This window comes from Streptomyces sp. NPDC012508 (assembly GCF_042902595.1).
GTDB lineage: Bacteria > Actinomycetota > Actinomycetes > Streptomycetales > Streptomycetaceae > Streptomyces.
Map to the genome: position 1 here is coordinate 396,592 of NZ_JBIBEO010000005.1, position 24,367 is coordinate 420,958.

23 protein-coding genes and 2 tRNA genes are annotated in these 24,367 nt (G+C 71.0%); 14 read left to right on the forward strand and 11 right to left on the reverse strand.

Annotated elements, in window-relative coordinates; all coding sequences use genetic code 11:
* Positions 1 to 142: 142 nt before the first annotated feature.
* Positions 143 to 685 (reverse strand): CGNR zinc finger domain-containing protein, encoded by a 543-nt coding sequence (locus tag ACFY8U_RS19275; RefSeq protein WP_389571608.1) that lies wholly within the window; start codon positions 683 to 685, stop codon positions 143 to 145.
* A 120-nt stretch (positions 686 to 805) separates the two neighbouring features.
* Between ACFY8U_RS19275 and ACFY8U_RS19280 the strand changes: the two genes are divergently transcribed.
* The 5 genes from ACFY8U_RS19280 (at position 806) to ACFY8U_RS19300 (ending at position 4,442) form a co-directional block, all read left to right on the forward strand.
* Positions 806 to 1,261, forward strand: a complete 456-nt coding sequence (locus ACFY8U_RS19280; protein ID WP_361435062.1) for a VOC family protein — start codon at positions 806 to 808, stop codon at positions 1,259 to 1,261.
* A gap of 127 nt (positions 1,262 to 1,388) precedes the next feature.
* Positions 1,389 to 2,255 carry a pyridoxamine 5'-phosphate oxidase family protein gene (locus ACFY8U_RS19285; RefSeq protein WP_389572089.1) on the forward strand — a complete coding sequence of 289 codons (867 nt, stop codon included), beginning with the start codon at positions 1,389 to 1,391 and terminating at the stop codon, positions 2,253 to 2,255.
* Positions 2,252 to 2,731, forward strand: coding sequence for an HPP family protein (locus ACFY8U_RS19290; protein WP_389571611.1), 480 nt, complete (start codon positions 2,252 to 2,254; stop codon positions 2,729 to 2,731). Before ACFY8U_RS19285 ends, ACFY8U_RS19290 begins: the two co-directional genes overlap by 4 nt.
* Before the next feature lie 9 nt (positions 2,732 to 2,740).
* Positions 2,741 to 3,208: an NUDIX hydrolase gene (locus tag ACFY8U_RS19295; protein ID WP_389571613.1), complete on the forward strand. Its 468-nt coding sequence runs from the start codon at positions 2,741 to 2,743 to the stop codon at positions 3,206 to 3,208.
* A 94-nt stretch (positions 3,209 to 3,302) separates the two neighbouring features.
* Positions 3,303 to 4,442, forward strand: coding sequence for a serine hydrolase domain-containing protein (locus tag ACFY8U_RS19300; protein ID WP_389571615.1), 1,140 nt, complete (start codon positions 3,303 to 3,305; stop codon positions 4,440 to 4,442).
* Positions 4,443 to 4,446: 4 nt separating this feature from the next.
* On the opposite strand, the gene ACFY8U_RS19305 is transcribed toward ACFY8U_RS19300, so the two are convergent.
* Both ACFY8U_RS19305 and pepN read right to left on the reverse strand, forming a co-directional pair.
* Entirely contained in the window at positions 4,447 to 5,436 is a 990-nt protein-coding gene (locus ACFY8U_RS19305) for a hypothetical protein (protein ID WP_389571618.1), read from the reverse strand.
* 239 nt (positions 5,437 to 5,675) lie between these two features.
* Positions 5,676 to 8,237, reverse strand: a complete 2,562-nt coding sequence (pepN, locus tag ACFY8U_RS19310; RefSeq protein WP_389571619.1) for an aminopeptidase N — start codon at positions 8,235 to 8,237, stop codon at positions 5,676 to 5,678.
* Between the two features lie 135 nt (positions 8,238 to 8,372).
* On the opposite strand from pepN, the gene ACFY8U_RS19315 reads away from it, so the two are divergent.
* A complete protein-coding gene (locus ACFY8U_RS19315; RefSeq protein ID WP_361605574.1) occupies positions 8,373 to 9,008 on the forward strand; it encodes a DsbA family protein in 636 nt (211 codons plus the stop codon).
* 109 nt (positions 9,009 to 9,117) lie between these two features.
* On the opposite strand, the gene ACFY8U_RS19320 is transcribed toward ACFY8U_RS19315, so the two are convergent.
* The 3 genes from ACFY8U_RS19320 to ACFY8U_RS19330 all read right to left on the reverse strand — a co-directional run bounded on the left by ACFY8U_RS19320 (position 9,118) and on the right by ACFY8U_RS19330 (position 12,949).
* The gene (locus ACFY8U_RS19320; RefSeq protein ID WP_361435054.1) at positions 9,118 to 9,762 is read right to left on the reverse strand and encodes a superoxide dismutase; all 645 of its coding nucleotides are present in this window, start codon (positions 9,760 to 9,762) and stop codon (positions 9,118 to 9,120) included.
* A gap of 184 nt (positions 9,763 to 9,946) precedes the next feature.
* The gene (locus ACFY8U_RS19325) at positions 9,947 to 11,350 is read right to left on the reverse strand and encodes an amino acid permease (protein ID WP_389572091.1); all 1,404 of its coding nucleotides are present in this window, start codon (positions 11,348 to 11,350) and stop codon (positions 9,947 to 9,949) included.
* A 195-nt stretch (positions 11,351 to 11,545) separates the two neighbouring features.
* Positions 11,546 to 12,949 (reverse strand): amino acid permease, encoded by a 1,404-nt coding sequence (locus tag ACFY8U_RS19330; protein WP_389571623.1) that lies wholly within the window; start codon positions 12,947 to 12,949, stop codon positions 11,546 to 11,548.
* A gap of 256 nt (positions 12,950 to 13,205) precedes the next feature.
* On the opposite strand from ACFY8U_RS19330, the gene ACFY8U_RS19335 reads away from it, so the two are divergent.
* A complete protein-coding gene (locus ACFY8U_RS19335) occupies positions 13,206 to 13,799 on the forward strand; it encodes a biotin transporter BioY (RefSeq protein WP_389571625.1) in 594 nt (197 codons plus the stop codon).
* A 66-nt stretch (positions 13,800 to 13,865) separates the two neighbouring features.
* Here the strand turns inward: ACFY8U_RS19335 and ACFY8U_RS19340 are convergent, their stop codons facing one another.
* A complete protein-coding gene (locus ACFY8U_RS19340; protein ID WP_389571627.1) occupies positions 13,866 to 15,179 on the reverse strand; it encodes an FAD-binding oxidoreductase in 1,314 nt (437 codons plus the stop codon).
* A gap of 83 nt (positions 15,180 to 15,262) precedes the next feature.
* On the reverse strand, positions 15,263 to 16,720 hold the full coding sequence (locus ACFY8U_RS19345; protein WP_389571629.1) for an amino acid permease: 1,458 nt from the start codon (positions 16,718 to 16,720) through the stop codon (positions 15,263 to 15,265).
* 183 nt (positions 16,721 to 16,903) lie between these two features.
* Between ACFY8U_RS19345 and ACFY8U_RS19350 the strand changes: the two genes are divergently transcribed.
* Both ACFY8U_RS19350 and ACFY8U_RS19355 read left to right on the forward strand, forming a co-directional pair.
* Complete coding sequence (locus ACFY8U_RS19350) at positions 16,904 to 17,398, forward strand: ribose-5-phosphate isomerase (RefSeq protein ID WP_329120558.1); 495 nt, start codon at positions 16,904 to 16,906, stop codon at positions 17,396 to 17,398.
* A complete protein-coding gene (locus ACFY8U_RS19355; protein ID WP_389571631.1) occupies positions 17,398 to 18,207 on the forward strand; it encodes an Fpg/Nei family DNA glycosylase in 810 nt (269 codons plus the stop codon). The genes ACFY8U_RS19350 and ACFY8U_RS19355 overlap by 1 nt, the downstream gene beginning before the upstream one ends.
* 13 nt (positions 18,208 to 18,220) lie before the next feature.
* Here ACFY8U_RS19355 and ACFY8U_RS19360 read toward each other — a convergent pair whose 3' ends face one another.
* On the reverse strand, positions 18,221 to 19,450 hold the full coding sequence (locus ACFY8U_RS19360; protein WP_389571633.1) for a GNAT family N-acetyltransferase: 1,230 nt from the start codon (positions 19,448 to 19,450) through the stop codon (positions 18,221 to 18,223).
* Between the two features lie 107 nt (positions 19,451 to 19,557).
* On the opposite strand from ACFY8U_RS19360, the gene ACFY8U_RS19365 reads away from it, so the two are divergent.
* The 3 genes from ACFY8U_RS19365 to ACFY8U_RS19375 all read left to right on the forward strand — a co-directional run bounded on the left by ACFY8U_RS19365 (position 19,558) and on the right by ACFY8U_RS19375 (position 21,611).
* Positions 19,558 to 20,703: a PP2C family protein-serine/threonine phosphatase gene (locus tag ACFY8U_RS19365; RefSeq protein ID WP_361765037.1), complete on the forward strand. Its 1,146-nt coding sequence runs from the start codon at positions 19,558 to 19,560 to the stop codon at positions 20,701 to 20,703.
* Positions 20,704 to 20,792: 89 nt separating this feature from the next.
* A complete protein-coding gene (locus tag ACFY8U_RS19370) occupies positions 20,793 to 21,242 on the forward strand; it encodes an HD domain-containing protein (RefSeq protein ID WP_389571636.1) in 450 nt (149 codons plus the stop codon).
* Positions 21,243 to 21,416: 174 nt separating this feature from the next.
* Positions 21,417 to 21,611 (forward strand): hypothetical protein, encoded by a 195-nt coding sequence (locus ACFY8U_RS19375; RefSeq protein ID WP_147978023.1) that lies wholly within the window; start codon positions 21,417 to 21,419, stop codon positions 21,609 to 21,611.
* Between the two features lie 56 nt (positions 21,612 to 21,667).
* Here ACFY8U_RS19375 and ACFY8U_RS19380 read toward each other — a convergent pair whose 3' ends face one another.
* Both ACFY8U_RS19380 and ACFY8U_RS19385 read right to left on the reverse strand, forming a co-directional pair.
* Positions 21,668 to 22,030 (reverse strand): amphi-Trp domain-containing protein, encoded by a 363-nt coding sequence (locus tag ACFY8U_RS19380; protein ID WP_389571638.1) that lies wholly within the window; start codon positions 22,028 to 22,030, stop codon positions 21,668 to 21,670.
* Positions 22,031 to 22,165: 135 nt separating this feature from the next.
* Positions 22,166 to 22,239 (reverse strand) — tRNA-Gly (locus ACFY8U_RS19385).
* 131 nt (positions 22,240 to 22,370) lie between these two features.
* Here ACFY8U_RS19385 and ACFY8U_RS19390 point away from each other — a divergent pair.
* Positions 22,371 to 22,447, forward strand: a tRNA-Pro gene (locus ACFY8U_RS19390).
* Positions 22,448 to 22,608: 161 nt separating this feature from the next.
* Positions 22,609 to 24,003, forward strand: a complete 1,395-nt coding sequence (gene tig, locus ACFY8U_RS19395; protein ID WP_361435044.1) for a trigger factor — start codon at positions 22,609 to 22,611, stop codon at positions 24,001 to 24,003.
* Positions 24,004 to 24,367: the final 364 nt, after the last annotated feature.

The following is a 24,367-nucleotide window of genomic DNA, read 5'->3' on the forward strand; positions in this document are numbered from 1 at the left end:
TGACCGCTCAGCCTTTCGCAAGTGACAGGGGTTTGTGGAGAGTTGTCAGGTGGCGGGATGTGCCGATGGCGCACATCCGCCACCGCGGGACATGCGCCATCGGGAAGGAATCGCCCGCAAGTGGGGCGAGTTGGCCGGGTGGTTAGTTTTCCTTTGTACGAGCGTAGTGCCGCGAGGCCTTGGCCCGGTTGCCGCAGACCGCCATCGAGCACCACCGCCGGGTGCCGTTCCGCGAGGTGTCGAAGAAGTGCAGGATGCACGCGTCGTGGGCGCAGGACCGGATCCGGTCCGGTGCGGTGCGCAGCAGGTCGAGGTAGTCGCGGGCCGCCGTCCAGCCGGGGCCCCAGGTGACGTCCGCGAACTCGGGCCGCTCGCCGGGGCCCTCGGCGGTGAGCGTGGCGCGGATGCGGCCGTGGCCGAGGACGGCGTCGACGCGGGCGGTGGCGGCGGGGTCGCCGGGCCGGTCGACGAGGCCGGAGAGGGCGTCGCGGGCGGCGAGCGTGTGGCGGAGGGTGGCCGCGTCGGCGGTGAAGCGCTCGTCGAGTCCGTTGGCGCGGAGCCAGACGGCCAGACCCTCGGTGTCCGTGAGGAGGTCCTGGCGCGCGCCGTCCAGCATCCAGCGGGTGTTGAGCAGGTCGAGGGAGACGGGCTCGCCGACAAGGGGCCGAGGGTCGGGAACGGTCATGGCGGACATCCTCCTCGTAGAACTAACCCCTCAAGGTTACGTGACCGGTTGCACGATGGCGTTCTAACCTCTAATGTCGATCTCAGAGGTTAGTACTCATGTGCTGAGAGGGGAACCGCCATGTCGGCGATCGGAACGCTGGTCACCAACCACATCGGGCTCAACGTCACGGATCTGGAGCGCTCGCTCGACTTCTACGGGAACGTGCTGGGCTTCGAGGTGCTCGGCGAGGGCAAGGAGGACGGGCGGCGGTACGCGTTCCTGGGCCAGGGGGGCAAGCTCGTCGTCACGCTCTGGCAGCAGGCGGAGGGGGCGTACGACTCCGGCCGCGCGGGCCTGCACCACCTCGCCTTCGAGGCCGAGTCGATCGACCGGGTCAAGGCGGCCGAGGCGGCCCTGAAGGAGCGCGGCACCGCGTTCGCCTACGAGGGCGTGGTCCCCCACTCCGAGGGCGGCTCCTCGGGCGGCATCTTCTTCCACGACCCCGACGGCACCCGCCTGGAGATCTTCGCCCCGACGGGCGCGGAAGGCACGCATGCCCCGACGGAGTCCGCCCCCACCTGCGGCTTCTTCTAGAAGGCCCTGCGTCGTGGGCGATCGTCCCGCAGGGCGGGACGGTGGGCACGACGCCACGGACGCGCTGCCCGCGCCGAGGGCCCGCACCCCGGGCCCCGGCGCGGGCGCCACACGAAAGGCCCCGGACATGGACCCGTACAACCCGGGCTCCCGCGCCATCCAGGAGCGCTTCGGAGTCACCGGCATCGCCGACCACATCGGCCGCTCCATCGGAACCGGCATCCGCCCCGTCGCCGCCGCCTTCCTCGAGCTCCAGCCCATGCTGGTGCTCGCAGCGGCGGACGGCGACGGGCATGTCTGGAGCACCCTGCTCACCGGCCCGCCCGGCTTCGCCCGGGCGACCGGCCCGCACACGATCTCGGTCGCCGCCCCGGCCCCCGCCCCCGGACCCGCACCCGTCGGGACGATCGCCCTCGACCCCCGCACCCGCCGCCGTATGCGCCTCAACGGCATCGCCCGCCCCAGCGCCCGCGGCTTCACCGTCGAGGCGGAGCAGGTCTTCTCCAATTGCCCGAAGTACCTCCAGAAGCGCGAGCTGTACGCGCCCGACCTCACGACCCCGCCCGGCGACCCGCTCCGCGGCACCGCGCTCACCGCCGCCCAGGAGCGGTTCGTCCGCGCCGCGGACACCTTCTTCATCGCGACCACCGCCCCCGACGGCGTCGACGCGAGCCACCGCGGCGGCTTCCCCGGCTTCGTGGGCGTCACCGGCCCCACCGAGCTGAGCTGGCGGGACTATCCCGGCAACGCCATGTTCCTGACCCTCGGCAACCTGGAGTCCGACGACCGCGCCGGCCTGCTCTTCGTCGACTGGCGCACCGGCACCACGCTCCAGCTGTCCGGCACGGCCCACACCGACTACGGCCCCGACGGCATCCGCACCACCCGGTTCCACATCCGGCGGACCGTCGAGATCCCGTCCGCGAGCCCCCTGCGCTGGTCGGAGCCCGAGTACTCACCCGCCAACCCGCCCCTTCCCCAGGACCCCGCATGACCACAGCCGTCCCCGCCCGGCCTCACCCCCGGGCCGTGGCCCTGGCGACCACCGTCAGCGTCACCGCCCTGCTCGCCCTGGTCGCCCTCGGCACCGTGCTCCACCAGCCCCTGCTGATCCCGCCCCTAGCGGCCAGCATGGCGCTGGTGGCCGGCGCCCCCGACCTGCCGCTCGCCCAGCCCCGCTCGGTCGTCGGCGGCCAGCTCCTCTCGGCGCTCACCGGCTTCGCCGTCCTCCTCGTCACCGGCCCCACCCTCTGGGGCGCCGCCCTCTCCGGGGGCCTCGCGCTCGGCGTCATGATGGCCGCCCGCACCCCGCACTCGCCCGCCGCCGCCACGGCCGTGATCGTCACCGTCGAGAACCCGCCGTTCTGGACCTTCCTCGCCCTGCTCGCCCTCGCGAGCCTCCTGCTCGTCGCCGTCGGTCTCGCGGGCGCCCGCGCAACCGGGCGGACATACCCCGCGTACTGGTTCTAACCTCGGCTCATGAAGAAGGAGTTGAGGGTGGCGGCCTACGCCGTGTGTGTCCGTGACGACGAGATACTCCTCGCCCGCTGGGTGGACCGCGCGGGCGCCAAGCGGTGGACCCTGCCCGGCGGCGGGATGGATCACGGAGAGGAACCGGTCGACACCGTCGTCCGCGAGGTCGAGGAGGAGACCGGCTATCTCACCGAGCCGGTCGCCCTGCTCGGCATCGACTCCATCCGGCGTGGCCGGCTCCGCCGGCTCGGCGACGCCGGCGACTTCCAGGGCCTGCGGATCATCTACGAGAGCCGGGTCACCGGCGGCTCCCTGCGCAACGAGACCGACGGTTCCACCGACCTGGCCGCCTGGCATCCGCTCGCCTCCGTCGCCGACCTCACCCGCGTCGAACTCGTCGACATCGGAATGCAGTTGTGGCGCGAACGCCCGCCGGTCGGCCGCTCCCGCCTTGCCGATCCCGCGAACGGCTGAATTCCGCTCAACCTCGGAAGCCCGCTCAACCGCCCCGCCCGCCGCCGGGTCCCCTCCCGTGACCGCAGTACGCACACGACACAGGGGAACCCGCATGACATCCGTACGCGCCGCCCGCACCGTCCTCGCCGCCACCGCCGTGGCCGCCCTCACCGCCGGAGCGCTCGCCGCGCCCGCCGTCGCGGCCACCGCGCCGAAGAAGCCGGACCACACCGCCACCCAGCGGGCCCTCGACGCGGCGGTCGAGGCGGGTGTGCCGGGCGCCGTCGCCCAGGCGCGGACCGGTCACGCCGCCTGGACCGGGACCGCCGGCGAACGAGGCGGCAAGGACCGCTACCGGGTCGGCTCGATCACCAAGACCTTCGTGGCGACCGTCCTCCTCCAGCTCCAGGCCGAGAACCGGCTCGACCTCGACGACCCCGTCGAGAAGTGGCTGCCGGGCGTGGTCAGCGGCAACGGCCATGACGGCCGCAGGATCACCGTCCGCCAGCTCCTCAACCACACCAGCGGCGTCTACGACGTCACCTCCGACCCCGGTTTCCAGCAGAAGGTCTTCGGTCCGGACTTCCTGAAGCACCGCTACGACACCTGGACCCCGGAGCAGCTCGTCGCGGTCGCGATGACCCACGAGCCGGACTTCGCCCCGGGCACCTCGTGGAGCTACTCCAACACCAACTACGTCCTCGCCGGCATGGTGATCGAGAAGGCGACCGGCCGCCCCTACGGCAAGGAGGTCGAGCGGCGGATCCTCAAGCCGCTGAAGCTGCGGGCCACCAGCGTGCCCGGCACGACCGTGACGGTGCCGCAGCCGAGTTCACGGGCGTACTCGAAGCTCTCGCTCGACCCGAACGCGCCGACGGTCCACGACGTCACCGAGCTGAACCCCAGCCTCGCGGGCGCGGCGGGCGAGATGATCTCGGACTCCAACGATCTGCAGACCTTCTACCGGGCCCTGTTCAAGGGGAAGTTGCTGCCGAAGGCCGAGATGCGCGAGATGACGCGCGCCGTGCCGGTCGGCGCCGAGAACCCGGAGTTCTTCTACGGCCTCGGACTGATGAAGGTGAAGCTGAGCTGCGGCAAGGAGGTGTGGGGCCACGGCGGCGGCATCCACGGCTCCTCCTCGCAGGCCGTCTCCACCCGCGACGGCGAGCACTCGCTCGCCATGAACTTCAACGCCGACTGGACGGGGGACAGCCAGACCGTCGTCGAGGCCGAGTTCTGCGGCCGAGGCTGAGACGTCACCGGGGCAGGACGACGACATACGCGGCGGGCTGCCGGTCCGTCGCGGCCATCAGGGCCGTACGGACCACGGTGGCCTGCTGGTCCATCGCCTCGCGCAGCTTGCGCGGGGTGATGTGGACGACCGTGATGCCGAGCCGCTCCAGGTGCTCGCGCTTACGGGTGTACTCCGACCACAGCGCGTCGTCGTCCTGCCTGGGCGCCCGGGTGTCCAGCTCCACCGCCACCGCGTGTTCCGGCCAGTAGGCGTCCAGGCCGCCGAGGTGCGGGCCGCCCGGCAGTCGCAGATCCACGTTCCACAGCGGGTCGGGCAGGGCGAACTCCCGCACCATCTCGTAGAGCCGCTCCTCCGCGATGCTCCGGCCCTCCGCGAGGAGCGAGTCCACGGCGTCCACTACGTGCGGCCGGCTGAGCAGCCGGGCGCGGTTCAACTCCCTTACCACCACGCCGGGTTCGCAGTGACCACCGCGTACGGCCTCGGTGAGCAGCCGGCGCACCACGCCCGCGTCGGTCAGACCGGACACCGCGTCGGCCAGTGCGCGGGCGACCGGCGCGAGGGGTACCCCGGCCACGTCCAGCGGCTCGGGCGACTCCGGGGCGCGCACCACCCGCACCCAGCCGGTGGAGCGCAGTCTGCGGGTGCGAGGGACCAGCACGTCGATCCGGTCGACAGCCGTCAGCGGGGGAGCGGCGGAGAAGCGGTGCAGGGCGAGTGCGGCGAGGCCGGTGATCATCGCCTCGGCGCCGTGCGCGGAGGCGTAGAGCAGTGCGGCCCTCAGCCGGTCCTCGCTGGTGGGCTGCCCGGGGCGGAGCAGGAAGACGCCGGGCAGGATCTGCTGCCACTCGCCGCCGGGCCGGCAGTGCGCGGCGATGTCGGCACCGGACAGCCCCTGCTCGCGCAACTGCGCGGTGGACGCCACGCGTTGGCCCTCCTCGGCGAGGGAGGGGAGGGGGAGGGGCCGGGGGGTGATGGGGGTGTTGTGGTTCATGCGGGGGGTCTTCCGCTCCCCGAGCCTCCCCTAACCGCTGTTACAAGCGCGTCGCCAAACCGGGACATCCTCGTCCTAAAGTACGCACGTTCGACTGCCGACAATGCACGACCTCCCGGACGCCCTGGGGAGGTGGGCACCACGGACAGCGCCCCGGCGGGCGCGCCCGCACCAGGCGCCTCTACGCACCGGAGCGCGGCACCCCGGACAGGGGCGCCGCGCTCCGGAGGCTGTGCGGGTCACAGCCCCCCGTCACACGCCTGCGCCCGCAGCGCCCGCGCCAAGTCGTCCCGGCCCTCCAGGACCAGCCGCCGCAGCGCCGGCGCGGCCGACTCGTGGGCGGCGAGCCACGCGTCCGTCGCGGCCAGGGCCGACTCGCCGTGGAGCGCCGGGAACAGCCCCTTGACCACGTCCATGCCGATCTGGATCGAACGGTCCGCCCACACCCGCTCGATCACCGCGAAGTACTTCTCCGCGTACGGCGCGATCAGCTCCCGCTGCGAGGGCTGCACGAAGCCCCCGATGGTCGCCTCCACCAGCGCGTTCGACAGCGTGTCCGACTCGACGACCTGTGCCCAGGCCTGCGCCTTGACCGCCGCCGACGGCCGCGCGGCCAGACAGCGGACCTGGTGGCGCTTGCCGGTCGCCGTGTCGTCGAGGGCCAGCTCCTCCGCGATCCGGGCCTCGTCCGCCCGGCCGTGCGCGGCGAGCGGCTCCAGGAACGACCAGCGCAGCTCCTGGTCGACGTCCAGACCGTCGATCTTGGCCGTGCCGTCGAGCAGGCCCTCCAGGAGCTGGAAGTCCGCGTCCGAGGCGGCGGCCGACGCGAAGAACCGCGCCCAGGTCAGCTGGTGCTCGCTGCCCGGCGCGGCCAGGCGCAGCTCCCGCAGCCCGCCCTCGGCGAGCAGCCGGCCGCCCTCGGCGCGCCATTCGGGCGCCGCGAAGTGCGTGACCGCCGACCGCGCCCAGGCGTGCACCATCTGCAGGACGCCGATGTCCGTCTCGCGGCCCGCGAAGTCGAGCGCGACCGCCACGAAGTCCCGGGCCGGCATCAGACCGTCCCGCGTCAGGTTCCACAGCGCCGACCAGCACAGCGCCCGCGCCAGCGGGTCCGTGATGTCGCCCAGGTGCGCCCGCAGGGTGGCGAGCGAGCCCTCGTCGAAGCGGACCTTGCAGTAGGTCAGGTCGTCGTCGTTGACGAGGACCAGGTCCGGCCGCGCCGACCCGGCCAGCTCGGCCACGACCGTCCGCGCGCCGGTGACATCGGCCTCGGCCCGGGCGTACCGCACGAGCTCGCCCTCCACCGAGAGCCTGTAGAGGCCGACGGCCGCCCGGTGCGGGCGCAGTTCGTCGTCGCCGGCCTGGACGACGGCGAGCTCGGTGATCCGGCCCTCCGCGTCGTACGTCACCTCCGGCGCCAGCGTGTTGACGCCCGAGGTCTGGAGCCAGGAGCGCGACCACGCCTTCATGTCGCGGCCGGAGGTCTCCTCCAGCACGGACAGCAGATCGGTCAGGCGCGTGTTCCCGTACGCGTGGCGCTTGAAGTAGCGCCGCGCGCCCTCCAGGAACGCGTCCCGGCCCGCGTACGCCACCAGCTGCTTCAGCACGGAGGCGCCCTTGGCGTACGTGATGCCGTCGAAGTTCAGCTTGGCGTCCTCCAGGTCACGGATGTCGGCCGTGATCGGGTGGGTGGACGGCAGCTGGTCGGCGCGGTACGCCCATGCCTTGCGGTTGTTGGCGAAGGTCACCCAGCTGTTGGTGAAGCGGGTCGCCTCGGCCAGCGAGAAGGAGCCCATGAAGTCGGCGAAGGACTCCTTCAGCCACAGGTCGTCCCACCACACCATGGTGACCAGGTCGCCGAACCACATGTGCGCCATCTCGTGCAGGATGACGTTCGCCCGGCGCTCGTACGCGGCCTGGGTGACCTTGCCCCGGTAGATGTACTCCTCGCGGAAGGTCACCATGCCCGGGTTCTCCATCGCGCCGAGGTTGTACTCGGGGACGAAGGCCTGGTCGTACTTCCCGAAGGGGTACGGGTAGTCGAAGTTGTCGTGGAAGAAGTCGAACCCCTGCTTGGTGATCAGGAAGACGTCGTCCGCGTCGAAGTGCCTGGCGAGCCCCTTGCGGCACATCGCGCCGAGTGGGATCTCCAGCTCGGTCCCGTCGGCCAGTGTGCGCGTGTAGGTGTCCGTGACGTAGTGGTACGGCCCGGCGACGACACAGGTGATGTACGTCGAGATCGGCTCCGTCTCCGCGAAGCGCCACACGCCCTCGGCGTCCTGCTCCCCGGCGCCGTTGCTCCACACCTTCCAGCCCTCGGGCGCGGTCACCGAGAAGAGGTGCGGGGCCTTCAGGTCGGGCTGCTCGAAGGTGGCGTACACCCGGCGGGCGTCGGCCGGCTCGTACTGCGTGTAGAGGTAGACCTCGCCGTCCTCGGGGTCGACGAAGCGGTGCATGCCCTCGCCGGTCCGGCTGTAGGCGCACCGGGCGTCCACGACGAGCACGTTCTCGTCGGCCAGGCCGTCCAGGGCGATCCGCGTGCCGTCGAAGACGGCGGCCGGGTCGAGCGCGCGGCCGTTCAGCTCCACCGAGGTGACGGCGGGGGCGATCAGATCGACGAAGGTGGCCGAGCCCGTACCCGTACGACGGAAGCGGATGGTCGTCACCGAGCGGAAGGTGCGGACCTTCTCGCCGGACTCCCCGACCGCCGAGCGCAGATCCAGGGCGACCTCGTACCCGTCGACGGACAGCATCGCGGCCCGCTCGCGGGCCTCGTCGCGGGACAGATTCTCACCGGGCACGGTCACTCCTTCGTGGCTCGTTCGAAACAGCACCGATCCTCCCATGTGGAGCTGACGCCCGGCACGTGGGGAATGCCCCCGCCGACCGAGGACGTTCCTCTTCTGGCGCATAGACATCCGTCCCTGAGGAGTGACATGTCCGAGAGCAGGACCACCGCCGACTTCTGGTTCGACCCGCTGTGCCCCTGGGCCTGGATGACCTCCCGCTGGATGCTGGAGGTCGAGAAGGTCCGCCCGGTCGACGTCCGGTGGAAGGTGATGAGCCTGGCCGTCCTCAACGAGAACAAGCTGGACGAGCTTCCGGCCGAGTACCGCGACATGTTGGAGACCAAGGCCTGGGGCCCGGTCCGGGTGGTCATAGCGGCCCAGCAGCTGCACGGCGACGAGGTCGTCGGCAAGCTCTACACCGCGCTCGGCACCCGCTTCCACAACAACGGCGAGGGTCCGACGCGCGAGGCGATCGCGGCCGCCCTCGCGGACGTCGGTCTGCCGGCCGATCTCGCGGACTACGCCGACAAGGACACGTACGACACCGAGCTGCGCGCCTCCCACAAGGAGGGCATCGAGAAGGTCGGCCAGGACGTCGGTACGCCGGTCATCTCCGTTCCGGGCGCGGACGGCGACGAAGTCGCCTTCTTCGGCCCGGTCGTCACCCCGACCCCGCGCGGCGAGGCGGCGGCGCGGCTCTGGGACGGCACGCTGCTCGTGGCGGCGACGCCCGGCTTCTACGAGATCAAGCGGACGCGGACGGCGGCGCCCAGCTTCGAGTAGGACGGCCGTCCGTACAGGCGGGCCCCCGCGGTTCACGTCACCGCGGGGGCCCGCCCTTCTTCCGCCTGCCCGGTGAAGGTTGAGAAGACGATCACGAGCAGGACGTTCCTCAGATGCCGATGAGCGGGGTGCGCCCCTTGGCGTCCGTGTAGCGCTTCTGCACGTCCTGCCAGTTGACGACCTGCCACATGGCCTCGATGAAGTCGACCTTCTGGTTCTTGTACTGCAGATAGAAGGCGTGCTCCCAGGCGTCGAAGACGAGGACCGGGACCGAGCCCTGGCCGACGTTGCCCTGGTGGTCGTAGACCTGCTCGACGATCAGCCGGCCGCTGATCGGCTCGTACGCGAGGACACCCCAGCCGGAGCCCTGGGTGGTCGCGGAGGCCTTGGTCAGCTGGGCCTTGAACTTGGCGAAGGAGCCGAAGGACTCGGTGATCGCGTCGGCGAGGTCGCCCACGCCGTCGGCCGCGAGCGGCTCGCCGCCGCCACCGTCCTTCGGGCTGTTCATGTTGTTCCAGTAGATCGAGTGCAGGATGTGGCCGGAGAGGTGGAACGCCAGGTTCTTCTCCAGGCCGTTGATCGAGCCCCACTGCTCCTTGTCGCGCGCCTCTTCCAGCTGCTCAAGGGTGTCGTTGGCGCCCTTGACGTACGCGGCGTGGTGCTTGTCGTGGTGCAGCTCGATGATCTGGGGGTTGATCACCGGCTCCAGAGCCGCGTAGTCGTACGGCAGTTCCGGAAGGGTGTAGATCGCCATGTGCCGAGCCTCTCGCTGCTTCTGAGTTATTGCAACCTCTATGCAAGTGCAGGCTAGCAGCAGGAGTGTCCGAAGTTGATCAGTCCTTGGCCCTAGGACCCGTGGCGCCGCGACGGGCGGGGAGACGCGGAACGCCCGGACCGCGGGGAGCGGTCCGGGCGTTCCGGTGAAACGGCGGGAGGCGTCAGGCGTCCTGGCGCGCCGCCCCGGTCTTCTGGCGGACGAGGCCGATGACGGCCAGCACCACGGTCATGGCGCCCGTCGCGTAGAGCTGCACGCGGGTGCCCTCCTCACGGGCCATCAGGAAGAAGATCACCGCCATGCCGGCCAGCGCGACCCAGGTGAGGTAGGGGAAGGCCCACATCCGGACGACCAGCTTCTCGGGCTCATCGCGCTCCAGACGGCGGCGCAGCACCAGCTGCGAGGCCGCGATGAAGATCCAGACGACGAGGATCACGCCGCCGATCATGTTCAGCAGCCACGGGAAGATCGTCTCGGGGGACCAGTAGTTCAGGCCGACGCAGACGAAGCCGAAGAAGCAGGACGCGAGTACGGCGAAGCGCGGCACGCCGCTGGAGACCGTGCCGAGGACCTTCGGGCCGAGGCCCCGCTTGACCAGGGAGAAGGCGATGCGGGAGGAGCCGTAGATGTTCGCGTTCATCGCGGACAGCAGGGCGATGAGCACCACGACGTTCATGATCTGGCCGGCGCCCGGGATGCCCAGCTGGTCGAGGGCGGCGACGTACGGGCCCTTCTCGGCGACCGCCTTGTCGTTCCACGGGACCAGCGTGACGATGACCGCCATCGAGCCGATGTAGAAGAGCGAGATGCGCCACATCGCCGTGCGCACGGCCTTGGCGACGCCGCGGACGGGGTCCTCGGACTCGGCGGCGGCGATGGTGACCGTCTCCATGCCTCCGTACGAGAACACCGAGGCGAGCAGGCCGATGACCAGGCCCTCGCTTCCGTTCGGCAGCAGTCCGCCCTCGCCGAAGAGGTGGGTCGTGCCGGGGGAGTCCGTGCCGGGCAGGACACCCAGGATCGCGAGTACGCCGAGGCCGAGGAAGAGGGCGATCGCGCCGACCTTGAGGGCCGCGAACCAGAACTCGAACTCGCCGAAGTTCTTCACGGCCGCCAGGTTGGCGCCGCAGAAGAGCAGCATGAAGAGCGCCACCCAGGCCCACTCGGGCGTGCCGGGCAGCCAGCCGGTGACGATCTTCGCCGCGCCGATGCCCTCCAGGCCGACGGCGACGCTGAGCAGCACCCAGAACGACCAGCCGGCGGTGAATCCGGCCCAGGAGCCGAAGGCCCGCTCCGCGTGGGAGGAGAAGGATCCGGAGGACGGGTAGGCGGCCGACATCTCGCCCAGCATGCGCATCACCAGCATGACGAGCAGGCCGGACAGCGTGTACGCGAGGACGATGGACGGGCCGGCGGCGGCGATGCCGGCGCCGGAGCCGACGAAGAGGCCGGCGCCGATGACGCCGCCGAGGGCGATCATCGAGAGGTGGCGCTGCTTGAGCCCGTGCGAGAGCGTCGCCGAGTCGTCCTTGCGGTCGACGGGCGCGGGCGCGGTGGTCCGGGACATGAACCAGCCCTGTTCGGGGAGGAGGCGGGGGACGCGCCACAGTCTGTGGGTGCGTACCGCTGACAGGGAACGCATGTCCGCTATACGGTCACGAGCTTCACGCAACGTGAAGATCTCGTGTCTTCTTGTACGCGTCGGTAGCTCCGCCGCAGGGCCCCGAGCGCCTCGGCGCCGCCCGTGCCCGGCCCGGGCGCCTCAGGAGCCCGAGCGCCGCCGGTCCCGCATCTCCCGCACCCACGCCACCAGGAGTACGGCCCCGGTGGCCGCGCCGGACCACAGCACCTGCGGCCGCGCCCCGTCGTCGGTGAGCATCAGCATCAGGACCGCCGCCATCGCGGCCAGAGCCGTCCAGGTCAGCCAGGGGAAGGCCCACATTTTCAGCGTCAGTGTCTCCGGCGCCTCGCGCTCGATCCGGCGGCGCAGCCGCAGCTGCGAGACCGCGATCAGACCCCAGACGAAGAGGAGCACCGCGCCGACCGCGTTGAGCATGTAGAGGAAGACGGAATCCGGCCACTTCAGATTGAGCAGCACGGAGACGAAGCCGAAGGCCACCGACGCGAGCACCGCCCGGCGCGGCACCCCGCCGGCCGAGACCCTCAGCAGCCCCTTCGGTGCCTCGCCGCGCTCGGCGAGCGAGAAGACCATCCGCGAGGAGCCGTACAGGTTCGCGTTGAGCGCCGAGAGCAGCGCCACGAAGACCACGATGTTCATGATCTGGCCGGCCGCCGGCACCCCGATCGAGTCGAGCACGGCGACGTACGGCGACTCGCCCGGCCGCATCGAGGTCCAGGGCAGCAGGGTCACGATGACCAGCATCGAGCCGACGTAGAAGAGGAGGATCCGCCAGACGGCGCTGCGCACCGCGCGCGCCACGTTGCGCGCCGGGTCGTCGGACTCGGCGGCCGCGATCGTGACGACCTCCAGGCCGCCGAAGGCGAAGACGACGGCGAGGACGCCGGAGACCACTCCCTCCCAGCCGTTCGGCAGGAAGCCGCCCTGGCCGGTCAGATGGGCCATGCCCACCGGGTCCGTGTCCGGCAGCCAGCCGACGATCGCCAGCGTCCCCAGCACCAGGAAGAGGACGATCGCGCCGACCTTGAGCGCGGCGAACCAGAACTCGAACTCGCCGAAGTTCTTCACCGCCGCCAGGTTGGCGACGGTGAACACGATCATGAAGATGAGCACCCAGCCCCACTGTGGGACACCCGGCACCCAGCCGTGAGCGATCTGCGCCGCGCCCGTCGCCTCCACCGCGAGGACGACGACCAGCAGGAACCAGTAGAGCCAGCCCACCGAGAAGCCCGCCCAGCGGCCGAGGGCCCGCTCGGCGTGGACCGAGAAGGCGCCCGAGGCGGGCATCGCCGCCGACATCTCGCCGAGCATCCGCATGACCAGCATCGCGAGCGCGCCGGCGATCAGATACGACAGGACGATGCCGGGGCCCGCGACCGCGATGCCCGCCCCGGAACCGACGAAGAGCCCGGCCCCGATCACCCCGCCGAGCCCCAGCATCGTCAGATGACGCTGCTTCAGTCCGTGGGAGAGCGGCTCCGGTTCGGGAGCCGGGGGAGCCGGGGCGGCAGGCGGTGCGTCGTGCATGAGGGGGCTCGTGCCTTCGGGAGCGTTTATGGAGAACCCACAGTCTCCCCGCTGACGGCCCTCTGGCGCAAAATGGCCCTCTTTCCAGCTCCTCGCCGTGACAAGCGTCACGTGGCGCGAGGCGCGGAACCCGTTCTTTGTCCGATCCCCACGAAACGCTCAACCCCCGCTTTGTGGGCGGCTGATGGTGATCGAGCGTTCACTCCTCGACTACGGTCGATCCGTCCCCGTACCTCCTCACCCCCGCGGAGTACCGATGAGCACCGCCGTCGCCCCTGCCCGTTCCCTCCGCTCCGGGACGGTTCTCGCCGACCTGCTGCCGTCCAGCCGCGCCCGTGACATCGCGCTCGTCGTCGGCGGCGCCGCCCTCACCGGCATCGCCGCGCAGATCGCCGTCCCGGTCCCCGGCTCGCCGGTCCCGGTCTCCGGCCAGACCTTCGCGGCCCTCCTCGTCGGCACGGCGCTCGGCGCCCGCCGCGGCTTCCTCTCCCTCGCGCTCTACGCGGTCGTCGGCATGGCGGGCGTGCCCTGGTTCGCCGAGGCCACCTCCGGCTACGCGATGCCCTCCTTCGGCTACATCCTCGGCATGCTGCTCGCCGCCACCGTCGTCGGCGCCCTCGCGCGCCGCGGCGCCGACCGCTCCGTGCTCCGCACCGCGGGCGCGATGGCACTCGGCTCCGTGATCATCTACGCGGTCGGCGTGCCGTACCTGGCCCTCGCCACCGGCATGTCGTTCTCCCAGGCGGTCGCCGCCGGCCTGACCCCGTTCCTGATCGGCGACGCCCTCAAGGCCGCCCTCGCGATGGGCGCGCTGCCGACGGCGTGGAAGCTCATCGGCCGCAAGGGCTGAGACGGGTCGGTACCGCCTGAGGTGGTGCCGCGCAGACGGAGGCGGTTCAAGGCCGCCTGAGGTGGCTCAGTACCGCCTGAAGAGGTTCGCCGGGTCGAGGTTCGCCTTCAGCCCGGTGAGCCTCTTCCGCGTTTCCGGGTCGTACAGACCTTCCCCGCGCTGACCGTCCCCGAAGGCGAAGTTGACCGCCCGGCCGAGCGTCCGGGGCGCCAACGCCGCCTCCACGCGCGCGTGGAGCGCCCGGACCGCCTCCGTGCCGTCGCCGCCCAGCGGGTACAGCGCCCGTACCAGGAAGCCGGCCTCGCGGTAGGGCACGGAGTTCGCCCGCTTCCGCGCGAGCGCCCCGCCCAGGTGGTTGAGCTGCACGACCGCCATCCGGCCGGCCTTCGGCCCGGTCAGTTCCAAGACCGAGGTGGCCGCGTCCACGTCCAGCTCGCTCACCATGATCCCGTCGCCCCAGTAGGCGTGCGGAAAGTCCGGGTCGCTGTGGATCGTGTGGCTCTCGGTGTACGGCATCTCCCGCAGCGAGTCCGCGAGCGCGGGCCCGATCGCGCGCAGCGGCGCCACGAGCCGCTCGCCCTCGGCCGCGTCCCCGGTGAAGGCGACCCGCACGGACAGCACGTACCGGCCGCGCAGATGCGGCGGAAGCACCGGAAGGTCGGGGTGGACCAGCGCGGCCAGGGACGAGGTCACGGCGTCCGGCAGGGTCGCCGTCCACTCCGCGTACGTCCGCAGGACCGCGGCCGGGTCGGTCACGGCGCCCTCGAAGGCGATCGCCCCGCCGTAGAGCCGGGCGACCGGGACCAGGCCGACCTCCAGGGCGGTCACGACACCCAGGCCGTGCCCTCCCCCGAGCAGCCCTCCGTACAGCTCCGGATCGCTCGCGGCCGTCACCTGCCGCAGGGAGCCGTCGGCGGTCACCACGTCGAGCGAGCGCACATGGTCCGCGGTCCAGCCGAACTCCCGCGCGAGGATCCCCAGACCGCCGCCGAGCGTGTACGAGACCGCCCCGACGCCCGGCGCCGAGCCGTTCAGCGGGGCGAGGCCGTGCGGGGCGGCCGCCTCGACGACCTGCCCCCAGCGCACCCCGGCCGCCACGCGCGTGATACGCGCCCCGGGGTCGATCCGGACCGCGTCCATCCGCCGCGTGGTGATCAGCACCCCGCCGTCGATCGCGCCGGGCAGCCCGTGCCCCGTGGCCTGGACGGAGACCGGAAGCCCGCGTCCGGATGCGTACCCGACGGCCGCCCGGACGTCCTCGGCGCCGGTGGCGCCGACGACCAGCTCGGGGCGGAGGGCGAAGCCGGTCTGGAAGCCCGCGAGCTCCTCGGCGTACCCAGCATCGCCGGGACGGAAGACGTACCGCGCAGAGATGGACATGAGAAAGCTCTCCGTTCCGTGGGGGTTTCCCTGGATACGGAGAGCTTCTCGTTCATACCTGACAGAACCCGTCGGGTATGGATTCAGTCCTTCGTGACGGGCTCCGCGGGCGCCGCGGACTTCGCCCCGAAGCGGTCACGGACCAGCGAGATGGCGATCACGAGACCGGCCACCAGCAGCGACAGCAGGACCTGCTCACGGGCGGAGCCGCCGTTGTAGAGCATGTAGCCGAGGACGAAGACGATCATCGCGATCGTCGCCCAGGTCAGGTACGGGAAGAGCCACATCTTGACGAGCAGCTTCTCCGGGGCCTCCCGCAGGATGATCTTCCGCATCCGCAGCTGCGAGAAGCAGATGACCAGCCAGACGAAGAGCGCGATGGCGCCGGACGCGTTCAGCAGGAAGGCGAAGACCGTGTCGGGCCACTTGTAGTTGAAGAAGACGGCGACGAAGCCGAAGATCACCGATCCGATGATGGCGGCCGTCGGCACGCCCTTCGCGTTCGTCCGGCCGAAGGCCTTCGGAGCGTCACCGCGGCGGCCGAGCGAGTAGGCCATGCGGGAAGCGGTGTAGAGGCCCGAGTTCAGGCAGGAGAGCACCGCGGTCAGGATGATCACGTTCATGATCTGGCCGGCGTGCGGGATGCCGATCGAGTCGAGCGCCGCGACGTACGAGCCGTCCTCCTGCAGCGACGGGTCGTTCCACGGCAGCAGCGAGACGACCACCAGGATCGAGCCGAGGTAGAAGATGCCGACCCGCCAGATCACGCTGTTGGTGGCCTTGGCGACCGCGCGGCGCGGGTCCGACGACTCGCCGGCGGCGAGGGTGACGATCTCGCTGCCCATGAAGGAGAAGACGACCATCAGGATGCCCGTGAGGATCGCGCCGTAGCCGTTGGGCAGGAACCCGCCGTGCTCGGTGAGGTTGCTCAGCCCGGCGGACGAGGTGTCCGCGCCGGGCAGGACACCGAAGATCGCGAGCCCGCCGACCACGATGAACGCGGCGATGGCGACGACCTTGATGCCCGCGAACCAGAACTCGAACTCGCCGTAGGAGGCGACCGAGCCGAGGTTGGTGACGGTCAGGACGACCATCACGATCAGCGCCCAGGCCCACTGCGGGACGGCCGGCATCCAGCCGTTGAGGATGTCCGCGCCCATGGTCGCCTCGACGGCGAGCACGACGACCCAGAAGAACCAGTACAGCCAGCCGATCGAGAAGCCGGCCCAGCGCCCGAGCGCCCGGTCGGCGTGGGCCGAGAAGGAGCCGGAGGTCGGGTTGGCCACGGACATCTCGCCGAGCATCCGCATGACGAAGACGACCATCGTGCCCACGAGTGCGTACGACAGCAGGATGCCGGGGCCGGCGGCCTTGATGCCGGCCGCGGAACCTCCGAAGAGTCCGGCGCCGATGACGCCACCGATGGCGATCATCGAGAGGTGTCGGTTCTTGAGACCGGCCTTGAGTCCGTCGGAAGACTGCGAATCACCGGTGTTTCCGGTGACCTCGCCTTCCTTCGCAAGGGTCGGCTGCGTGTTCATGAACGCTTCCTTACGTGTGTGGGGCGCTCGGGTCACGAGCCCGAGCATTCAACACCGGGGGACGGGGTGATCGGAAGGGCCGATTCCGATTCGTTGCGTAAGGGGCGAAGGTCCATACCGACTCGGACGAAGGCCCCGACCCCGCTGACCGCTACCCAGGGCGGGCCGTGCCACACTCGGATCATGCGCGTGTACCTCGGCTCCGACCATGCCGGCTTCGAACTCAAGAACCACCTCGTCGAGTGGCTGAAGGCCCATGGCCACGAGCCCGTCGACTGTGGTCCCCACATCTACGACGCCCTGGACGACTACCCGCCGTTCTGCCTGCGTGCCGCCGAGAAGACGGCCGCGGACCCGGACAGCCTGGGCATCGTCATCGGTGGCTCCGGCAACGGCGAGCAGATCGCCGCGAACAAGGTGAAGGGGGTGCGCGCCGCCCTCGCCTGGAGCGAGCAGACCGCCGCCCTCGGCCGCGAGCACAACAACGCGAACGTCGTCTCCATCGGCGGCCGGATGCACACCCAGGAAGAGGCGACGAAGTTCGTCGAGATCTTCCTCTCCACCCCGTACTCGGGTGACGAGCGCCACACCCGCCGGATCGACATGCTCAGCGCCTACGAGACGACCGGCGAGCTCCCCGCGATCCCGGCCCACCACCCGCAGGAGCCCACCGCCTGATGCCCGAGGGGCACACGATCCACCGACTGGCCGCCGACCACCGGGAACGGTTCGGCGGCCGGTCCGTGCGGGTGACCAGCCCGCAGGGCAAGTTCGCCGACTCCGCCGCCCTGCTCGACGGCGCGGTCCTCGAATCCACCGAGGCACACGGCAAGCACCTCTTCCTGGGCTTCCCCGGCGAGGAGTGGGTCCACATCCACCTGGGCCTCTTCGGCAAGGTCACCTTCGGAGACGCCCCGGCGCCGCCGCCCACGGACACCGTGCGGCTGCGGCTCGCGAACACCGAGTCGTACGTCGACCTCCGCGGCCCCACCACGTGCGCGCTGATCACGGACGCCGAGAAGCGGGCGATACACGACCGCCTGGGCCCGGACCCGCTCCGGGCGAGCGACGACCCGGCCAAGGCGTGGAACCGGATCACGAAGTCCCGCACGACGATCGCCGCCCTCCTGATGGACCAGAAGGTCATCGCGGGCGTCGGCAACGTGTACCGCGCCGAGGTGCTCTTCCGGCACGGCATCGACCCGTACCGCGCGGGCAAGGACGTCACGCGCCGCGAGTGGGACGCGATCTGGACGGACCTCGTGGCCCTGATGCGCGAGGGCGTCCGCCTCAACCGCATCGACACGGTCCGCCCCGAACACACCCCGGAGGCGATGGGCCGCCCACCCCGCGTGGACGACCACGGCGGCGAGGTCTACGTCTACCGCCGGACGCTCATGCCCTGCCACATCTGCGGCGGCGAGATCCGCACCGCCGACCTCGCCGCCCGCAACCTCTTCTGGTGCCCCACCTGCCAACAGCGCTGACGCGGCCGGCGCCCTAGAAGCCGTGCGGCAACCACGGCGCGACGGGCGACCCGAACGCCACGGACGCCTCGGTCAGGGCCCCGGCCCGAAGCTCCCGCACGCGCCCGGCGGCGGCCAGCGAGACCAGCGAGATCCCGCCCAGGTACGCCGCCCCCAACTCCCGTACGGACAAGGCGAGATCCGCGGCCTCATCCGTACGCACGCACACCGCCCCCGTGGCGTCCCCCGTGACCCGCCACCGCCCCTCGTTCCAAGGGCAGAACGCGTCCGTCACCTCGAACACCACATCCACCGGCGTCTGATACGTCCGCGCCGCCAGCGCCGCCCCCACGTCCACCAGACGCAGATGCAGCGCGTCCCGCTGGGTCGGCGAGCACCGCCGCAGGTCCGACACCAGGTGCTGCCAGCCGTCGTCCACCGGCCGGCTGTGGAGCCGTACCGACGACGTCAGATCGATCGACCAGAGGTACCGCCACAGCGCCGCCTCCGCCGCCGGGTCCAGCGCCTCCAGGTCCTTCACCTGCACGATGCCCTCCGCCCCGGCGTGCGACCACTCCGGCTTGATCGCGTACAGCGCGTACCCGACGACCTCCCCGTCCCGCTCCGCGAGCACGCACTGCCGCGGCGACGCCCCGCCCCGCTCGCCCGCCGGGTCGAGGAGCGGCAGCTGCTCCCACTTGGGCTGCCGGGCCAGCATCCCGGGCCGCGCCGTGACCCGGCGCGCGTACACCGCCTCGCAGGCCCCCGACGCCTTCACCGGGTCCGCCTGGCGCAGCACCACGTCGTCCGTGCCCTCGGGCACGGTCAGCGACACCCGGTTCGTGTCGATCGTCGCCCGCGTTGAGTACGTGGCGATGCCGTACCCGAACCGGCCGTAGATCGCCGGCTCCGAGGCCGTCAACACGGCCAGCGGCTCGCCCCCCGCCCGTACGTCGTCGAGCTGGCGCCGCATCATCGAGGTGAGGATCCCGCGCCGCCTGTGCGTCGCCGCCACACCCACCATCGTGACGCCCGCCGCCGGCACGAGCGCCCCGCCGGGAACGGAGAGCCGGAACGAGAACGCTCCCGCCGTACCCACACACCGCTCGCCGTCCCAGACGCCGATCGAGCGGTCGTACTCGATCAGCTCCTGCCAGAGCTCACTCTCCTCCGGAGCCTCCGGCACACCGCCGAACGCGAGCACCAGCGTCCCGTACCACTCGTCCCACTCCGCCGGCCTGAGTACGCGCAGTTCAGTCGTCATATGCCATCGATACCAGCGCGGACCAGCCCGAGGCGACCCGATTTCGCGCGCAATGTCTCAGGGGTCCCCCTGCACGAGGTCCGACCGGGTGGATAGGGTCCAGGCCAATGGGAAGTCGCGTGGGTGTCGCCTCGTACTCGGCCCGGATGCGCAGGAGCGCACACCGGGTCCGCATCTCCCTGCGCAAGTCCGGTGTCGACTACTTCCGCGGCGAGGGCTCCGACTGGGTCGCCTTCGCCGGCCTCCTGCTGACGATCCCGGCCATCACCGTCGGCACCCTCGCCAACCCGGTGTGGTGCGCGCCCGCCGCGCTCGTCCTGCCGATCGTCGCCGGAGGACTGCTGCTGCGCCCCGCGAGCCTGCTCGGGCTGTACGCGGCGGCCGCCGGCGCCCTCATCGTCGAGTCCGTCGTGCTCGGCCCGTACACCCAGGGCCCCGCCCGGGTCACCCCGGGAACGGTCCTGACCGTCGCGGCCTGCGGACTCTTCGGGCTCCTCATCGCCCAGTTCAGGGCCCGTGTCGGCGTGCCCTGGCGGCGCGGCGGCACCATGCTCTTCGACCTGCGCGAGCGGATCCGGGCGCAGAGCGCCCTGCCCCGGCTCCCCAAGGGCTGGCACCGCGAGATGGCGCTCCGCCCGGCAGGTGGCCAGTCCTTCTCCGGCGACTTCGTCGTCGCGGCCCGCACCCACGGCGGCCGGACCCTGGAGGTCCTGCTCACCGACGTCTCCGGCAAGGGCATGGACGCCGGCTCGCGCGCCCTGCTGCTCTCCGGGGCCTTCGGCGGACTGCTCGGCTCGCTGCCGCCGCACGGCTTCCTGCCGGCCGCCAACGGCTATCTGCTGCGCCAGGACTGGGACGAGGGCTTCGCCACCTCCATCCACCTGGTCCTCGACCTGGAGTCGGGGGACTACGAACTCCTCTCCGCGGGCCACCTGCCCGCACTCCAGCTCCACGCGGGCACCGGCCGCTGGGAGGAGAAGTCCGGCGAGGGCCCGCTCCTCGGTGTCTACGACGGCGCCGAGTTCCACCCCGTCAAGGGCTCGCTCCAGCCCGGTGACGTCCTGATGCTTTTCACCGACGGGCTCGTCGAGGCCGCCGACCGGGACATCGCCGAAGGCATCGACCGGCTCACGGGCGAGGCCGACCGCTATGTCGCCTCGGGCTTCGAGGGCGCGGCCTGGCACCTGATCGAGGCCTGCGCCAAGGACGTCAACGACGACCGCGCGCTCCTGCTCATCAGCCGCCAGACCTGAGCTCCCCAGGAAGGGTGCTCCTCGGGCCGATCTCCACGGGTCTGTCCGCACGCGCCGCACCGCCCCGCCCCGCGCCGTAGAGTCGGCGCATGCCGCACCTCACCCTCGCCCAGGTCGAATCCCTCGCCGTCGCGGCCCACGAGGGCCAGACCGACAAGGCCGGCCGCCCGTACGCCGAACATCTGCGAGCGGTCGCCGAGGGGGTACGGGCCCGGGGCGGGAGCGAGGAGCAGATCGCCGCGGCCTGGCTGCACGACTCCGTCGAGGACGACGCGCTCTCCGCGGAGTGGCTGGAATCAGCCGAACTCCCGTGCGCCGTCAAGGACATTGTGCTCGCCCTCACCAAGCGGCCGGGCGAGGACCTGGAGTCGTACACCCGCCGGATCCTCGCGGTCCCGGGCGCCCTGCTCGTCAAGGAGGCCGACCTCGCGCACAACGCCGACCCGGCCCGCCTGGCCGTTCTCGACGAGCCGACCCGGACGCGGCTGACCGTGAAATACGCCACCGTACGAGGACTCCTCGGGCTCTCCACCGGCTGACGCCCGCCGCTGACGATCAAGACGAAATATCGCGGTTGGCTCGATTCCTACGTCGACGATTCGTCACCCGGCGTCGGTGGGCAAGAAGTTGGTGGCACGATGGATGCAGCGGGGGTGTTCTGTGACGTGCGCTCCCGGGCGGCTAGGTGGGACCGACCGAGGGTGTGATCAGTTGTGGCCATTTCGCTATCCGTGGTGCTGCTGTTGGCGATCATCCTGGTGGTGCTGATCCGCGGCGGAAACCTGAAGGCCGGCCCGGCCGTCGTCGCGGTGCTCTTCGGCTTCTTCCTTGCCTCCACGGGCATGGCCGACGACATCCAGCGCTTCCTGGACTCGATAACGCAGACCGTGAGCTCCATCAAATTCTGACGACGCCCGACGCCCGACGCCGGCCGTCCGGGCGGCGACAGCGGACCCCGCGCGGCTCAGGCCGTCTTCGCGGCGGTCCGCTTCGTCCGTGTGCGCTTGACGGGCGCGGCCTTCCGGCTCCGCACCGGCTTCTCCGGGCTCTCGGCGGCCTCCGGCGCTTCTGGCGCCGGCTTCGCAGCGGCCCTCCGCGGCCGCCCCGTCGGCCAGGTGAACTCGATCTCCAACTCGATCTCCCCGTCGCTGACCTCGAACTCCACCTCGCCGCGGAGGTCGTCGGGGATCCGCAGACTCAGGGTCCCGGAGCCGAACTGCAGCTCCGCCTCGCCACCCTTCCGCAGCGCGTCCGCGAGCGCGGTCAGCTGATCCGCCGCCTCGATCCGGGACAACGAGCGCTTCTGCTCGAACTTCAGATCCTTCACGGCTGCCTCCGGTGCGGCAGTAAAAATGGACAAACAGGGCCATTGCCCATTCTGCGGCCGCGCACCGGCTCCGGCATCGGGAAACGCATCAGGGCCAGGCCGGAGGATGATCCTCTGACCTGGCCCTGAGCCATGTGGAGCGGGCGACGGGAATCGAACCCGCGTAGCTAGTTTGGAAGACTAGGGCTCTACCATTGAGCTACGCCCGCAAAGGCCGCGCCGCAGGTCACGAGGGCCGCGGCACGGACAGCATCGTAGCGGGTCCCGGGCGGTCCCCGCACACCCCTTGAAGAGGGGGCGTCGCACTGTCTCCGTGCATGTACCCTACGTGTCGCACCGACGGGGTGTGGCGCAGCTTGGTAGCGCGTCCGCTTTGGGAGCGGAAGGCCGTGGGTTCAAATCCCGCCACCCCGACCACCAAGATCACGGATCACAAGATCGCGTTGTGGGCGTCATCCCGCTTGCGGTTACTATGCAAGCTGCGTGCCCGTGTGTCTCTCTGACCGGGCCGATCGGCCGGAACCGCCACCAAGCGGCACCGGCAGAATCCAAGAATCAGCCACCAAGGAGACCGAACCGTGAAGAGCGCCGTGGAGACCCTGAACCCGACCCGGGTTCGGCTCACTGTCGAGGTGCCCTTCGAGGAGCTCAAGGACAGCCTCGACGCGGCGTACAAGAAGATCAACCAGCAGGTCACGGTCAAGGGCTTCCGCAAGGGCAAGATCCCGGCTCGTGTGATCGACCAGCGGTTCGGTCGTGGTGCGGTGCTGGAAGAGGCCGTCAACGACGCGCTCCCGAAGTTCTACACCGAGGCCGTCAACGAGGCCGAGGTCAACCCGCTGGGTCAGCCCGAGGTCGACATCACGGAGCTGAAGGACGGCGAGCTGCTGGCCTTCACCGCCGAGGTCGACATCCGCCCGACGATCGAGATCCCGGACTACTCCGGCATCGAGGTCACCGTCGACGCGGTCGAGGTCACCGACGAGGACGTCGAGAAGTCCGTGCAGCAGCTGCGCGAGCGCTTCGCCTCCACCAACCCGGTCGAGCGCGCCGCCGCCGACGGTGACGTCGTCACCATCGACCTCGAGGCCAAGGTCGACGGCGAGGTCCTGCCCGACGGTGTCGCCCAGGGCGTCTCGTACACCATCGGTTCCGGCGAGCTCCTCGACGGCATCGACGAGGCCGTCACCGGCCTGGAGGCCGGCGGCGAGGCCACCTTCACCTCGCAGCTGAAGGGCGGCTCCGCCGAGGGCAAGGACGCCGAGGTCACCGTCAAGGTCACCGCCGTCGCCGCCCGTGAGCTCCCCGAGCTGGACGACGACTTCGCGCAGCTCGCGTCGGAGTTCGACACCCTCGACGAGCTCAAGGCCGACAGCCGCAAGCGCCTCGAGAACATGAAGCAGTTCGACCAGGCCACCCAGGCCCAGGAGCGCGTCCTCGACGAGCTGCTGAAGCTGGCGGACGTCCCGATGCCCGAGAAGCTGCTCGAGGACGAGATCAACACCCGCAAGCACAACCTGGAGCACCACCAGCTCGGCCAGATGGGCCTCACCCTCGAGAAGTACCTGGAGATCCAGGGCAAGACCGAGGAAGAGTTCCTGGCGGAGACCAAGGAGCAGGCCGAGAAGGGCATCAAGACGCAGTTCATCCTCGATGAGCTCGTCAACAAGGAGAAGCTGAACGTCAGCCAGGAGGAGCTCACCGAGCACCTCATGCGCCGCGCCGCCTCCTCCGGCATGTCCCCCGACCAGTTCGCCCAGGCCGTCGTCGAGGGTGGCCAGGTGCCGATGCTCGTCGGCGAGGTCGCCCGCGGCAAGGCCCTCGCGGTGGTCGTCGAGTCCGCCAAGGTCGTCGACACCAACGGTGAGGTCGTCGACCTCGAGGACGACGAGGACGAGACCGAGGCCGCCGCGGAGGCGGTCGAGGCCGTCACCGGCGAGGCCGAGGTCGCCGAGGAGAAGAACGAGGCCTGAGCCTCGCGCTGAACCGCAGGTCCACGGGCCCGGACGCACTGCTGTGCGCCGGGCCCGTGCCCGTACACGGAGGCTGACGCGAGCCTCGGGCCCCTTGCGCGGGGTCAGGACACGGGCCTCGGGGCCCCTTGCCCGGCGGCCCGCGCGAGGCCCGGGCGCCGGCCTGCGCAAAGAGCCGCCGCACACCCCCTACGCACGCCCCGTACGGGCCCCCTCGCGCCCCTGACAACCTTGCGCTCCCAGCGAACAGTTCGGGAACCGGGATGGCGTTGTCCTACCTGCGCGTTAGGGTCCATGAATACGAGGGCACTGCCCTCTGAACGAGACGCTGAGACGGCCTGGGGGCCGTCGGAGACGAGCAGGT